Genomic DNA, 12,809 nt, shown 5'->3' with positions numbered 1-12,809 from the left:
GAGACGGATGCGTGGGTCGCGTACCAAATTTCAGGCAGCCTGCCGGACCGGCCACCGTCGCTGGAGGCGGGCCGTGCGACGTTGCGGTAGCCGGGAACTGTCCCGGCCGTAGCATCCCGGGGGACAGGCCACGTTGAACACCGCCGACTTTCTTCTCGAGCTAGCGCCCGAGGACTCGATCGCGCTCGCCGAAGCGGGTCGCGAGTACACCTTCGAAGAGCTGCGATCCAGCGTGTCCGTGCTGACCGAGCGTCTCTCGACGCTCGGCCTGACGCCGGGTACGCCGGTCGGGATCATGGCGCCCAACGGGCTGTTCTGGGTCTCGGCCTACCTCGCGGCGCTCCGGATGGGTCTGGTCGTGGTGCCGCTGGCGGTCACGCTGCCGGCCGAGGAGGTGGTGGCCCGGGTGCGCTGGGTCGGTGCGGACGCGCTGCTGGTGGGCCGTTCCCAGGCCGAGGCGCTGCGGCTGAGCCTGCCCAGGAGCCTCCCGGTCGTCGTGGAGCGGAAGGAGCGGCTCGTCCCGAAGCAACGATCGGCGCCGGCCGAGCTGCCCGAGGCGGTCGATGTCGACCCGGACCAGGACGCGCTCTACATGTTCACCTCCGGCACCACCGGCGACCCGCGCGCGGTGCGGCTCACCCACCGCAACATCCAGGCGAACACGACCTCGATCCTCGGCTACCTCGAGATCACCTCGTCGGACCGGATGCTCGTGGTGCTGCCGTTCACCTACGTCTTCGGGCTCTCGCTCCTGCACACCCACCTGCGCGCCGGCGCCGCGATGGTCATCCAGCCGACGTTCGTCTTCCCGCAGGCGGTGGTGGACCGGATGGTGTCCGCGCGCTGCACGGGATTCGCCGGGGTGCCCTCGACGTTCGGGATGCTGCTGCGCAACAGCACGTTCGGCTCCACGGCGGTGCCCACGCTGCGGACGATCCAGCAGGCCGGTGGCCGGCTGGCCCCCGCGCTGGTGGAGCAGATGGCGCGCGCCCAGCCGCAGGCCAAGGTCTTCGTGATGTACGGGGCGACCGAGGCCACCGCCCGGCTCTCCTACCTTCCGCCCGAGGAGCTCTGCCGCCGGCCGGGGTCGATCGGCCGGGGCATCCCGGGTGTGGACCTGCGGGTGCTCGACCGCGACGGGGTGCACGTCGAGCCCGGTGAGGTCGGCGAGATCTGGGCCAGCGGCGCGAACATCTCGCCCGGCTACCTCGACGACCCCGAGGCGACGGCCCGCAAGATGCCCGGCGGGATGCTGCGTACGGGTGATCTGGCGAAGGTCGACGAGGACGGCTACATCTACGTGGTCGACCGGGTCGAGGACTTCATCAAGTCGTGGGGGCACCGGATCGCGAGCCAGGACGTCGAGGCTGCGGCGCTCTATCTGCCGGACGTGGTGGCGGCCGCCGCGGTCGGGCTCCCGGACGAGGCCGCGGGCGAGCGGGTCGAGCTGGTGGTGGTGCGGCGGCGCGGGTCGACGCTGCGCGGCGCCGACGTGATCGCGCACTGTCGCGAGCGGCTCTCGAAGCACATGGTGCCCGAGGTGGTCCGTTTCGTGGACGCGCTGCCGATGAACGCGAACGGGAAGGTCATCAAGCGCGACGTACGCGCGATGTGCCTCCGGCTGGCACAGGAACCCGCCGGGGGACAGGACGACGACGTCGATGATGCGGACGATGCGGGTTTCGAAGGGGTCAAGGTGGGTTGAGGATGTCGGTGAGGAACGTGCCCAGGTCGGTGAAGCTGCTGGCCGGCGTATGGGCTGGAGTGCTGGTCGTCGCGGTCGCGCTGGCCGGCGCATGGTTGCTGAGGAGTCCAGGAATGAACGACCACGTCGCGATCGCAGGGCCCTCCGAGTCGGAGCTGCGGGTCGTGGGGCAGACCAAGGTGCTCTTCGGGCACAACTCGGTGGGGATGAACATCATCGACGGGGTCTCGAAGGTGTACTCCGACGCCTCGGTCTCGGCTCCCGTCGTCGCCGATGTCACCGGCGGCTCCGTCGACTCCGAGGGTGAGGGCGCGATGCTGCGGCACGCCTACATCGGGGTGAACGAGGACCCGATGAGCAAGTTCGCCGCCTTCGAGGAGGTGATGGACAGCCCCGCCGGGAAGGACATCGACGTGGCGCTGATGAAGCTCTGCTACGTCGACATCACCGCGGCCACCGACGTGCAGGCCGTCTTCGACGCCTACGTGTCGACGATGGCCGAGGTGGAGGCGGCCCATCCGGACGTACGTTTCCTATACACGACCGCGCCGCTCACCGCCGACCGCAACTGGAAGTCCAAGGTCAAGGCGGCCCTGGGCCGGGACGACCAGATGGGTCCGGCCGACAACATCGCCCGGGAGCGCTACAACGCGATGGTCCGGGAGAAGTACGGATCCACCGGCCGCCTCGTCGACATCGCCGCCGCGGAGGCGGAGGGCACCGGCGAGCGCAGCCAGGACGGCACCACCTACTACGTGCTCAACGAGAACCTGACCTTCGACCGTGGCCACCTCAACGAGGTCGGGTCGGAGGCCGTCGCCGCGGAGCTGCTCAGGGTGGTGGCGACCCAGAGTCCGGTCGCCTGAGGTGCGGACGAAGGGCGATGAGTATGCGATGAGCCTGCAGGGGGTCGGGATCGACGTCGCCGACATCCGGCGCTTCGCGCGACTCCTGGCGATGCGTGGCTCCGGCTTCGCGGTGCGGTGGTTCACCGACGCCGAGATCGCCCAGTGCATGGCCGCGGCGACCCCCGCCACGGCCTTCGCGATGAGGTACGCCGCCAAGGAGGCCGTCTGGAAGGCACTCGGTCCCGGCGAATGGTCCGGGCCGCTGCCGTGGCGCGGGATCACGGTGCTCGAGGACGCCTCTGGGTCTCTTTCGGTACGCCTCGAGGGCCCTGCGGCCGAGCTCGCAGCCCTGGCCGGCGTCACCGGCGTGCGGGTCGCCACCGTTCCCGGCCCCCGGATGGCCATCGCCACAGCTGTCGCCGACGGCGACCCGATGCGAGGTGAGAATGCCCGACCTTCGACTTGACCACATCGGCATCCAGGTCCGCGACCTGCACCGTGCCGCCGAGGCGTTCGAGCGGCTCTTCGGCTACCGGCGCGTCACCGATCCGGTCGTCAACACCCGTCACGGGGTCCGCGGGGTCTTCCTGGAGAAGCCGGACTCTCTGCCCATCAAGCTCATCACCCCGGTGACTCCTGGGCCGCATGCGTACGGTCTCCATCACCTGGCCTTCATGGCACCTGATCTCGAGGTCACTCTGGTCGAGCTCGGGGCCGCCGGGGCTCGTACGCTCAGTCCGCCGCAGCCTGGGGAGATGTTCGACGATGAGCTCATCGCGTTCGTGCGGGCTGCTGGGATCAACGTCGAGCTGATCACCACCGATCGGCGTCGGGGGCGGATCGACTGAGCGTGTCTGTCCGGTGGTCGAGCTTGTCGAGACCTCGCTGTGCGTAACCGTTCTTCGTGGATGGTGTGGGCCGCCGACCCGTTCTCGAGGGCCTTCTCGATCTGCTCCGGCGTCGAGGATGGGGTCGGGTGTTGGCTTCGCCGGGCGCGCAACATGGTGTGTCACGGACCAGTGATGCCCCGGTGGTCGAGCTTGTCGAGACCACCCTGTGCGTAACCGTCTCTTCGTGGCTGGCCTGGGCCGCCGACCCTTTCCTGAGGGTCTTCTCGATCTGGACCGGCGTCAAGGACGCCCTTCGGGCGCCGGCTACGCCGGCCGCTTCGCGGTCCTGGACTCCGGACCAGATCGAGAAAAGATTTGGCTGGCTATCGGGGCGGCGGCCCGGGTGTGGCGCAGCGAGATTCTTGTACGGGATCGGGGTGTTCCGGGGTAGGAATGGTGGCCCTTCGGGCCACTTATCATCCACAGGAACGAGGCCGTTCACTAAGTGCAAAAACTACGGTTTACCTGGGAAAATAGATGGATCAATCGAGGGTTGGGGCGTAGAATCAGAACCATCACAGCACACCTCTGAAGGGACGAGCGCGATGAGTCTCGGGCGCGAGATCGACCACTGGGGCACCAACCCCAGCGACGCGATCGACGCCGCCCTGAGCACCATCGAATCCGCCCTTCGAGAGCTGCTGTCCAGCGACCCCGTCTACTGGCGGACCGGGCAGAAGAAGGACCTGCTCGAACGACTCGAGAAGCTGCAGGCCCAGCAGGCCGCGTTGAAGCTGCGGGTCCTCGCCTCGGCCGGCGACATTGCCGAGGAGACCGGTGCGAAGGACGCCTCGGGGTGGCTGCGGACCGAGCTGCTCGTCGACAAGTCTGTTGCCCGAGCCCAGATCAAGCTCGCCGCGAGCGTCGCGAAGTACGACCTTGTCGCGGCCGGCCTGGCCGAGGGTGTCGTGTCGCTGGACAAGGCCCGGGTGATCACCCAGGCACTCGACGCGATCGAGACCGACCCGGTCGCGAGCCGCGAGGAGCTGGTCTTGGCCGAGAAGCTGCTGGTCGACTACGCCACCCGGCTGACCGCCAACGAACTCCGCATCGTCGGCAAGCGCATCCTGCGCGAGATCGACCCTGGCCGTTTCGAGAACGCCGAAGCCAAAGCACTGCTGGCCGAGGAAGAACGCGCCCAGCAGAAGACCGCGCTCCGGATCTGGGACAACCACGACGGCACCATCGGGTTCGACGGAGTCCTCCCGACCTCGGTCGGGATGCGGTTCAAGCGACTCGTCGAGGCCTACGCCCAGCCCCGCAAACAACAGCTCCTCGACAAAGGTGCCCCGCTGCCCCCGTGGGGACGGTTGATGGGCCAAGGCTTCGCCCGGCTGCTGGAGACCGTCGATCCCGCCAGCTTACCCAGGCACGGTGGTGACGCCACCACCATCAACGTCGTCATCTCCCTCGAGGAGCTCCGCAAAGACCTCGGGGTCGCGACCTTGGGCTACGACGAGACCAACGGCGCCACCATCAGCGCCGCCGAGGCCCGGCGACTGGCCTGCAACGCCACCATCATCCCCTGGGTCCTCGGCGGAGATGGCGAGGTCCTCGACGCCGGCCGAGGCAGTAGGTTCTTCCAGCCCATCCAACGCAAAGCCCTCCGGTTGCGGCAGAAGTGCTGCCAGGCCGAAGGCTGTGACATGCCGCCCGAATGGTGCGATGCCCACCACCTCGACCCCTGGGCAGCCGGTGGAAAGACCGACCTGAAGGACGGGGTGCTGTTGTGCCCACATCACCACCGACTGGCACACAACCCCGCCTATGTTCATGAACGGTTGCCGGACGGCACCATCCGATTCACCCGCCGCCCCTGAACCAGCAGGACGATCACGGACCACACACCCCGCCGAGTCGGCGCAACTGTCCCACGTGGAACGCCCGAGTCGGCGTGACTGTCCCGTCTGGCGCGCGAGCCGGCGTGACTGTCTCACGCACCGGGTCGGGGTCCGTGCTGCGGTTCTGGCGACGTCGTCGCTGGGCCCTGGCGCCGTTTCGACGCTCTATTTCGGGGCAGATGCGCCGACTCGGCGTTGGGTAGCGGGACAGATGCGCCGACTCGGCGGGTATCTGGTTCGGGGTTCAGCCCTCGGTAGGTCTCATTTCCCGCCGGCCACGCTTGATCTCGGTGTCGAGGGCGTCTAGGTGCTGGGTCCAGAAGCGGCGGAACGGGGTGAGCCAGGCGTCGACCTCGGCCAGGGGGCCGGTGTCGAGGGAGTAGATGCGGCGGGTGCCGTCGGGACGTACGTTGGCGAAGCCGTGCTCGCGCAGGACCTTGAGCTGCATCGAGACCGCGGGCTGGCGGATGCCGAACTCGGCGGAGATGGTCTCGACGACCTCGCCGGAGGTGAGGTCGCCGGCGGCGAGGAGCTCGAGGATGCGGCGGCGTACGGGGTCGCCGAGGACGTCGAAGGCGTGCAAGCGGCTACTCCGGCATCGCGGTGTAGGCGGCCACGCAGCGCTCGCCGGCGGCGCGGGCCTGGTCGGGCGGGGTGCCGAAGGCGATGTCGGCCTCGACCCAGGCGGCGGCGGAGCCCTGGGTGTGCTCGATCATCGCGGGCAGCGCCTCGGGGGACATCGGGTCGATCTTCTCGGCGTCGGGGGCGGAGAGGTGCAGGGCGAGGCCGAGCAGCATCTGCTCCCAGCCGATGCCGACGGCGCTGGGGCCGAACTCCTTCCACTGCTCGGGCGGGACGGGGGCGGAGTGCTCGAGCCGGAGCAGCGTACGGCCGCCGGCGGCGGTCAGGGTCGCGTCGACCCACGATTTCATGTCGCCGTAGTCCCAGGTGATCGAGAGCAGCTTGGGGCGGTCGCAGGCGAGGATCTCACCGCCGGCGTTGCCCTCGAGCTGGTAGCGGCCGCCGACCTCGAAGTCGCCGGTGACCGGCATCAGCCAGCGCGGGATGCGCTCCTTGGTGGTCAGCGCGTCCCAGACCTCGTCGGGGTCGGCGTCGTAGCTGCGCTCGACGACGAGCACGCGCAGCTCCTCGCCGCCGCGGGTCGTCGTGGTCAGCGCGCGGTTCACCGCGCCGAGGTGGTCGGCAGGAATGAAAGGTGGTGTGCTCATGCCTGCCGACGCTATATCAATGCATCTTGATATTCAACCGGATCAGCCGACGGGCAGGTGGGCCTCGGGTCCGACGAACCGGAACGCGATCTTGAGCTTCTTCAGGCTACGCGGGTCCGGGGTCGACTTCGCGCCGGTGCCGCCCGTGGCGAGCTCGAACTTCTTCCAGGCGGCGAGGGTGGCGTCGTCCACGATGCCGTTGACCACGAGGTTCGCCCCGGCCTTGACGTTGAGCGCGTTCTGGATCCAGCCCACGCCGTTGGTGCGGATCCGCTTGCCCTTGCGCAGACCCGCGGCGATCTGGAACTGCTTCTGGATGATCGCCAGGTTGGACTTGGTCTCCTTCGGTTTCCAGACCGGCTTCGCCCTCGACCTCGCGTACGCCGCGTAGTCGAAGATCGTGGCTCTGATGTCGGCGGGGTGCCAGGTCTCGTCCGTGCCGACGCCGTGCTGGCCGCTGAGGCCGAAGGCGTGGTTGTAGTAGTCGCTGATCTGCGAGCTGGTGGCCAGGAAGCCGAAGAGCGCCGGGCCGCCGTCGACGAACTTGCCGACGGTGACCCCGAGGTCGCGGAAGTCGTCCGTCCTGACGACCCCGGACTGCGGCGGCAGTGTGAAGCCGTGGATGTGGTGGCCGAACTTCGGTGGGAAGCGGTACCAGCACGCGTAGCCGTTCGCCCGCAGCCACTTCTCCTGGGTCCGCCAGTTCACGCCGGGGATGTGCAGGTCGGCGCAGGCGTCGTGGTCGTGGGTGCCCGCGGACGCCTTGACGGTGGTGTTGAACGGGGCCTGGATGATGACGATCCCGGTCCCGAACTTCTTCTGCGCGGCGGCGTCGAGCGCGCACAGGTGCGCGATGGTCCGGGCCGACCCCTTGACCTGCTTGCCGCCCGAGGTCTTCCGCGACCACAGGACCAGGTCGGTCTGCTTCGGGGGCTTGCTCCAGTCGACCGGCTTGCCGTTGAGGGTGAGCACGTCACTCATAGATCAGGTCCTCCGGAAGATCCTCGGCAGGGACCATCGTGTCGGTGCCCGCGGTCTCCGTCGGCTCGCCGTCCTCGATGTCCTCGTCGAAGGCGTTGATATCGGTGGCGGCCTCGTCGATGTCGATCACAGGTGCGTCGATCATCGGTGCGGCCTCGGCGTCGGAGAGACCGAGCGTCAGGTCTGCGATCTCGCCGGGCTCTGGTGTGGTGTCAGACATGGAACCTCCTGGTTCTGGGCGGGACATGTCTCCACCGCCAGCCTGTTCCGGTCAGCACACCGCGAGCCGCAGCATCGGAGATCTACCCAGGACTGGCGATCTCGGCGACCTCCTCGACGAGCATCGGAGCCGCGTGGAAGTAGGCGGTCGTACGCCGCTTCTGCTCGATGTCGCGGTAGACGCGCTCGACCTGCTCGACCGTGAGCCCGGTGGCCTCGGCGACCGCGGCGGTGGGGATGCCGTTGTTGAGGCCGTAGAGGCACAGGTCCATCCGCTGGTAGGGCAGCGAGAAGTAGAACTCCTCCTGCGACTGCTCCAGCGAGTAGGTGTCGGTGGTGGAGGGCCGCGCCTGGATCTCTTCGGGCACCCCGAGGTGGGCGGCCATCGCGTAGACCTGCGACTTGTAGAGGTGCGCGATCGGCTTCAGGTCGGCGGCACCGTCGCCGAGCTTCACGAAGAAGCCCTGGTCGTACTCGAGCCGGTTGGGGGTGCCGGCGACGGCGTAGTTGAGCCGGTCGGCGTGGAAGTACTCCAGCGCCTTGCGGGCCCGCTGCTTGAAGTTCGTCGCCGCGACGATCTCCAGGTAGGCCTCGGTCGTCAGGCGGTGGGTGCTCTGGGTGCCGTTCGGGTCCTCGACGACGACCGAGAACAGCCGGAACGCGTCGGAGTCGACCACGCTGGGCAGCACGATCTTCGACTTCCACCCCGGGCCGTACGCCGGCACGACCCGCCGGATCGCGTCGTCCCGCCGCTGGTAGGCGCCGAGACCGACCAGGACGGGGGAGATGTCCTCGAGCACCGAGTCGATCCCGAGGGACTCGGTCAGCTTCGTGCTGTAGCCGATGGTGTCGTCGGACGACTCCTGCTCGGGCATGTGCAGCGCGAAGACCCGGTCCCGGCCGAGCGCCTTGACCGCCAGCGCGGCGACCACGCTGGAGTCGATCCCGCCGGAGACCCCGAGCACGATGCCCTTGCGCTTGTTAGCCACTAGATAGCGGCGGATCGCATCGCCGATCCGGGTCGCCTCAGCTTCCTCGTCGTAGCGGAGCGTCTCCAGTCCGTACGCTGCGTTCTGGCTGGTCGTGGCTGTGCCTGTCATGGCTGGGCTGGTGGTCATGCCGAGGTCCTTCCGGTGGGCTCGAGGCCGGTGGGTTCGAGAGTGGTGTCGAAGACGGTGAGTGGTTCCGGTGGCGCGGCTGCCGGGGCCGGGCCGGTGAGCAGCTCGCTGTGCAGCAGCTGGGTGGACAGGACGGCCACCAGACGCATGTTGTCGGTGTTGCCGAGGCTGCGGCCCTGGGTCCGCCGGGCCTTCTCCAGCAGCCGCTGGACGAGCTCGGGCCGGAAGACCCCGGCCGCCTCCAGAGCGGCGCCCGAGGTGACGTCGAAGACCCAGTCCGGGGTGCCGCCGGCGAAGAAGGCCGCCGCGTCGGGTGCCCGGTAGGGCTGCTTGGGCCGGCGCAGGATCTCCTCGGGCACCAGGTCGGCGAAGGCCCGCTTGAGCAGGTGCTTCTCGTCCATGCCGTGGATCTTGTGCTCGGCCGGGACCCGGCCGGCGAGCTCGGCGACGTGCGGGTCCAGGAACGGGAACCGGCCCTCGACGGAGTTGCCCATCAGCATCCGGTCGCCCTGGGAGGCCAGGATGTAGCCGGGCAGCAGGGTCGTCATCTCCAGCCACTGGGCGCGCGCCACCGGGTCCCAGGAGGCGGCCGCGGCCGGCATCTGGGCGACCACTCCGTCGGCCGCGCCACCGGCCGGCACCCGGACCTCCGGACGCAGCATCGAGGCCAGCACCGCCGTGGAGTCCCACCGCGGCCGGTGCGACATCGCCAGGTCGTCGGACGAGAGGTTGCGCGAGAAGAAGCTCCGCGCGAAGGCCGGCGCCTGGTTGGGGGAGCGGTGCATCCACGGGTAGAGCTGCTCGACCGCCGCCTCGGCGGCCGCCGGGTCGCGCAGCCACAGGTCGCGGATCTTGGCCTCGCGGAAGATGTCGTAGCCACCGAGCACCTCGTCGGCGCCCTCGCCGGTGACGACCACCTTGAAGCCGGCGTCCCGCACGAGCCGGGAGAGCAGGAACATCGGCGCCGGGGCGGTCCGCAGCAGCGGCGACTCGGCGTGACGTACGACCTCGGGGAAGACGTCGGCGATGTCGCGCTCGCTCACCACGACGTCGTGGTGGACGGTGCCGAGACGCTCGGCCATCAGGGTCTGGAAGCCGCCCTCGTCGAACTCGGCCTCGGCGAACCGCAGCGAGAACGTGTGCAGCGGCGCCGAGGTGCTGCGTACGACCCTGCCGGATGCGATCGCACCGGCCGTGACCGCGGAGTCGATCCCGCCGGAGAGGTACGCCGCCACCGGCACGTCGCTGCGCTCGAACCGCAGTCGGGTGGCCGCCATCAGTGTGGTACGCAGCGCCTCGGCGTTGGCCTCCAGGTCGGTGAGCTCCTCGGCCCCCGCCGGCGGGAACGAGGGCGCCCAGTAGCGCTGCTCGACCTCCACGCCGCGACCGTGCCCGTCACGAACGGTCAGGTAGGAGCCCGGCGGCACCTGGGAGATCTGCCGGAAGACCGTGCGCGGCGCGACCGCCGACCACAGCGTCAGCACCTGGTCGAGCCCGACCGGGTCGAGCTCGCGCGGGACGTCGGGGGAGGCGTAGAGCGCCTTCACCTCGGAGGCGAAGAGCAGCTGCCCCGCGACGCGCGTGTAGAAGAGCGGGCGGACGCCGAAGCGGTCGCGGGAGAGCACGAGCGAGTCCGTCCGGCGGTCCCAGATCGCCAGCGCCCACTGGCCGTTGAACCGCTCGAAGCAGCCCGGCCCCCACTCCTCCCAGGCGTGCACGATGACCTCGGTGTCCGAGCGGGTGTCGAAGACGTGGCCGCGGTCGCGGAGCTGGGCGGCCAGCTCGACGTGGTTGAAGATCTCGCCGTTGAAGGTGACCCAGATCTGCCCGTTCTCGCGGCAGGAGCGGCCGGTCATCGGCTGCGTGCCACCGGCCGTGTCCACGATCGCCAGCCGGGTGTGGCCGAGCGCGACCCGCTCGTCGCGGTAGTAGCCGCTGCCGTCGGGTCCGCGGTGGGCCAGGCTGCCCAGCATCCGTCGCACGAGGGCAGGCTCAGGCGACTCGGTGCTGCTCAGCACCCCACAGATCCCGCACATGGCGCTCCTCGATCGATCCCGGACGGTGCCCGAAGAGTTGCCCGCGAAGGCCTGCCGGGGCGCCGGGATGGGGGCGTTTATCACCCAATGTCGGCATCTCCGGGCCTGATTTCGGCTCCCGACCCTCTTCGGCTGACAGAACGGGAGGGCATTCGTAGACGTTCGTAGACAGGAGATGTGATGGCGGACGTACAGAGCACGATCGAAGGCTTCATCCTGGACAGCCTGCTGCTGGGTGACGAGACCCGGCTGCCCGGGCCGACCGAGTCGCTGGTCGAGTCGGGCGTCATCGACTCCACCGGGATCCTGGAGCTCATCGAGTTCCTCGAGGCGGAGTTCGACATCTCCGTCGACGAGGCCGAGACCGTGCCCGAGAACCTCGACGGCGTCGCCAACCTGGTGGCGTACGTCGGCCGGAAGACGTCAGAGGCACAGAGCCTTGCTAGTTGACGGAGCCCGTGACACAGGTGACTTCGAGGTCGACCTGGCCAAGATGTACGCGATCGTCCTCGACGGTCCGCGTACATCCTGGCTGTCCAGGCTGCGGTTCTGGCTCTTCGACTACGAGCTGCACTGCGTCGCCTGCTACCGCTATGGACGCTGGGCGTCCCGGCTGCGCACCCGCAACCGTCTGCTCGGCGTGCTGGCGCTGGGCGTCTACTGGTTCTGGAACCGGCGCAACATCCGCGTCCACCACACCGACATCTTCCGGCGCGCCGACATCGGGCCCGGGCTGCTGCTCATGCACCGCTCGGGGATCATCGTCGGCCCGGCCGTGGTCGGCAGCAACTGCGTGCTCCACCAGAACGTGACCATCGGCCAGCGCATCGCCGACGGCGACCTGGGCGTGCCGAGGATCGGCGACGACGTCTGGATCGGTCCCGGTGCGGTGATCACGGGCGCGATCACGGTCGGCGACGGCTGCACGATCTCCGCCGGGACGGTGCTGTCCAAGGATGTCCCGCCGCACAGCCTCGTCGGCGGCAACCCCGGCCGGGTCATCGCCAAGGACTACGACAACAGCAACATGATCAACTACGTGATCGCCGACTCCGGTGGCTCGGCCGGCGGGGTGCGAGCGTCATGATCGCGAGCGTCGTGGTGCCGGCGCACAACGAGGCCCGGGGGCTGTCGGAGAACCTGACGGCCCTGCTCGACGGCCTCCCCTACGGGGCCCTGGACGTCGTGGTCGTGTGCAACGGCTGCACCGACGACACCGCCGCGGTCGCGCGGTCGGTACCCGGCGTACGCGTCCTGGAGATCGCGGAGGCCTCCAAGGCGCGCGCGGTCGAGGTCGGCAACGCCGCGGCGGATGCCTCCGAGAACCTGCACAGCCCGCGGCTGTACATCGACGCCGACGTACGTCTCACCGGCACCGACCTGCTCCGGCTGCTCGACGCCCTCGACGAGGACGGCGTGCTCGCGGTCGCCCCCGAGCGGACGGTGCCGCTGGCGGAGTCGTCCTGGCCCGTCCGCGCCTACTACCGGGTGTGGCAGGCCCTCCCGAGCGTACGCAGCGGCCTGTTCGGCCGCGGAGCCTTCTGCCTCACCGCCGAGGGCCGGGCCCGGGTCGCCGCCGCCGGCACGAGCCTGATGAACGACGACCTGGTGGTCTCCGAGCTCTTCGCACCCGCCGAACGCCGTGTCGTCGCCGACGCGACCGTGGTCGTGCGACCGCCTCGTACTTTGAAAGACCTGGTCAGACGCAGGATCCGCGTCGCGACCGGCAACGCTCAAGCCGATGACCACGGCGCTCGGAGCGGATCCACCTCCCTCTCGGACCTGCTTGTGCTCGGGCTGCGTAAGCCTGCGATCGGACTCCGGGTTCCGGTCTTCATGACAGTCACCCTCGTCGCCCGGATGCTCTCCCGCAGAGCTGTCCGGACCGGCGACTACACCACCTGGTTGCGCGACGAGAGCTCGCGAGCCTGATCCGAGAAGG

Annotated in this window: 14 protein-coding genes; 8 read left to right on the top strand and 6 right to left on the bottom strand. The window is 69.3% G+C overall.

Going from position 1 to position 12,809, the window contains the following annotated elements:
• Positions 1 to 133 precede the first annotated feature (133 nt).
• The 5 genes from HD557_RS21015 to HD557_RS20995 all read left to right on the top strand — a co-directional run bounded on the left by HD557_RS21015 (position 134) and on the right by HD557_RS20995 (position 5,263).
• Complete coding sequence (locus tag HD557_RS21015) at positions 134 to 1,705, top strand: class I adenylate-forming enzyme family protein (RefSeq protein WP_231380392.1); 1,572 nt, start codon at positions 134 to 136, stop codon at positions 1,703 to 1,705.
• A gap of 2 nt (positions 1,706 to 1,707) precedes the next feature.
• On the top strand, positions 1,708 to 2,571 hold the full coding sequence (locus HD557_RS21010; RefSeq protein ID WP_196875323.1) for a hypothetical protein: 864 nt from the start codon (positions 1,708 to 1,710) through the stop codon (positions 2,569 to 2,571).
• Positions 2,572 to 2,599: 28 nt separating this feature from the next.
• Positions 2,600 to 3,019, top strand: a complete 420-nt coding sequence (locus HD557_RS21005) for a holo-ACP synthase (RefSeq protein ID WP_196875322.1) — start codon at positions 2,600 to 2,602, stop codon at positions 3,017 to 3,019.
• Positions 3,000 to 3,401 carry a VOC family protein gene (locus HD557_RS21000; protein WP_008363558.1) on the top strand — a complete coding sequence of 134 codons (402 nt, stop codon included), beginning with the start codon at positions 3,000 to 3,002 and terminating at the stop codon, positions 3,399 to 3,401. The genes HD557_RS21005 and HD557_RS21000 overlap by 20 nt, the downstream gene beginning before the upstream one ends.
• Before the next feature lie 587 nt (positions 3,402 to 3,988).
• A complete protein-coding gene (locus HD557_RS20995; RefSeq protein WP_196875321.1) occupies positions 3,989 to 5,263 on the top strand; it encodes an HNH endonuclease signature motif containing protein in 1,275 nt (424 codons plus the stop codon).
• A gap of 265 nt (positions 5,264 to 5,528) precedes the next feature.
• Here the strand turns inward: HD557_RS20995 and HD557_RS20990 are convergent, their stop codons facing one another.
• From HD557_RS20990 to asnB, 6 genes are all read right to left on the bottom strand, one after another.
• Positions 5,529 to 5,867, bottom strand: a complete 339-nt coding sequence (locus HD557_RS20990; RefSeq protein WP_008363561.1) for an ArsR/SmtB family transcription factor — start codon at positions 5,865 to 5,867, stop codon at positions 5,529 to 5,531.
• 4 nt (positions 5,868 to 5,871) lie between these two features.
• The gene (locus tag HD557_RS20985) at positions 5,872 to 6,513 is read right to left on the bottom strand and encodes an SRPBCC family protein (RefSeq protein ID WP_196875320.1); all 642 of its coding nucleotides are present in this window, start codon (positions 6,511 to 6,513) and stop codon (positions 5,872 to 5,874) included.
• A 42-nt stretch (positions 6,514 to 6,555) separates the two neighbouring features.
• On the bottom strand, positions 6,556 to 7,494 hold the full coding sequence (locus HD557_RS20980; protein ID WP_196875319.1) for a hypothetical protein: 939 nt from the start codon (positions 7,492 to 7,494) through the stop codon (positions 6,556 to 6,558).
• Positions 7,487 to 7,714 (bottom strand): hypothetical protein, encoded by a 228-nt coding sequence (locus HD557_RS20975; RefSeq protein ID WP_196875318.1) that lies wholly within the window; start codon positions 7,712 to 7,714, stop codon positions 7,487 to 7,489. The genes HD557_RS20980 and HD557_RS20975 overlap by 8 nt, the downstream gene beginning before the upstream one ends.
• A gap of 82 nt (positions 7,715 to 7,796) precedes the next feature.
• Positions 7,797 to 8,831 (bottom strand): NAD(+) synthase, encoded by a 1,035-nt coding sequence (gene nadE / locus HD557_RS20970; RefSeq protein ID WP_231380391.1) that lies wholly within the window; start codon positions 8,829 to 8,831, stop codon positions 7,797 to 7,799.
• The gene (asnB, locus tag HD557_RS20965; protein ID WP_196875317.1) at positions 8,828 to 10,867 is read right to left on the bottom strand and encodes an asparagine synthase (glutamine-hydrolyzing); all 2,040 of its coding nucleotides are present in this window, start codon (positions 10,865 to 10,867) and stop codon (positions 8,828 to 8,830) included. The genes nadE and asnB overlap by 4 nt, the downstream gene beginning before the upstream one ends.
• 180 nt (positions 10,868 to 11,047) lie before the next feature.
• Here asnB and HD557_RS20960 point away from each other — a divergent pair, with 180 nt between their 5' ends.
• From HD557_RS20960 to HD557_RS20950, 3 genes are read left to right on the top strand one after another with little or no spacing between them, the layout of a single operon-like run.
• Entirely contained in the window at positions 11,048 to 11,317 is a 270-nt protein-coding gene (locus tag HD557_RS20960) for an acyl carrier protein (RefSeq protein ID WP_196875316.1), read from the top strand.
• A complete protein-coding gene (locus HD557_RS20955) occupies positions 11,307 to 11,954 on the top strand; it encodes a serine O-acetyltransferase (protein ID WP_008363569.1) in 648 nt (215 codons plus the stop codon). The genes HD557_RS20960 and HD557_RS20955 overlap by 11 nt, the downstream gene beginning before the upstream one ends.
• Entirely contained in the window at positions 11,951 to 12,799 is an 849-nt protein-coding gene (locus HD557_RS20950) for a glycosyltransferase (protein ID WP_196875315.1), read from the top strand. The genes HD557_RS20955 and HD557_RS20950 overlap by 4 nt, the downstream gene beginning before the upstream one ends.
• Positions 12,800 to 12,809: the final 10 nt, after the last annotated feature.

Source organism: Nocardioides luteus, from assembly GCF_015752315.1.
Classification (GTDB): domain Bacteria; phylum Actinomycetota; class Actinomycetes; order Propionibacteriales; family Nocardioidaceae; genus Nocardioides.
This window is presented reverse-complemented; position numbering and strand designations above follow the sequence as displayed.

Excerpts from the sequence above, each read along its gene's own strand:
- HD557_RS21010 (WP_196875323.1), top strand. The coding sequence starts at position 1,708 with ATGTCGGTGAGGAACGTGCCCAGGTCGGTGAAGCTGCTGGCCGGCGTA.
- HD557_RS21005 (WP_196875322.1), top strand. The coding sequence starts at position 2,600 with ATGAGCCTGCAGGGGGTCGGGATCGACGTCGCCGACATCCGGCGCTTC.
- HD557_RS21000 (WP_008363558.1), top strand. The coding sequence starts at position 3,000 with ATGCCCGACCTTCGACTTGACCACATCGGCATCCAGGTCCGCGACCTG.
- HD557_RS20995 (WP_196875321.1), top strand. The coding sequence starts at position 3,989 with ATGAGTCTCGGGCGCGAGATCGACCACTGGGGCACCAACCCCAGCGAC.
- HD557_RS20985 (WP_196875320.1), bottom strand. The coding sequence starts at position 6,513 with ATGAGCACACCACCTTTCATTCCTGCCGACCACCTCGGCGCGGTGAAC.
- HD557_RS20980 (WP_196875319.1), bottom strand. The coding sequence starts at position 7,494 with ATGAGTGACGTGCTCACCCTCAACGGCAAGCCGGTCGACTGGAGCAAG.
- HD557_RS20975 (WP_196875318.1), bottom strand. The coding sequence starts at position 7,714 with ATGTCTGACACCACACCAGAGCCCGGCGAGATCGCAGACCTGACGCTC.
- nadE (WP_231380391.1), bottom strand. The coding sequence starts at position 8,831 with ATGACCACCAGCCCAGCCATGACAGGCACAGCCACGACCAGCCAGAAC.
- asnB (WP_196875317.1), bottom strand. The coding sequence starts at position 10,867 with ATGTGCGGGATCTGTGGGGTGCTGAGCAGCACCGAGTCGCCTGAGCCT.
- HD557_RS20960 (WP_196875316.1), top strand. The coding sequence starts at position 11,048 with ATGGCGGACGTACAGAGCACGATCGAAGGCTTCATCCTGGACAGCCTG.
- HD557_RS20950 (WP_196875315.1), top strand. The coding sequence starts at position 11,951 with ATGATCGCGAGCGTCGTGGTGCCGGCGCACAACGAGGCCCGGGGGCTG.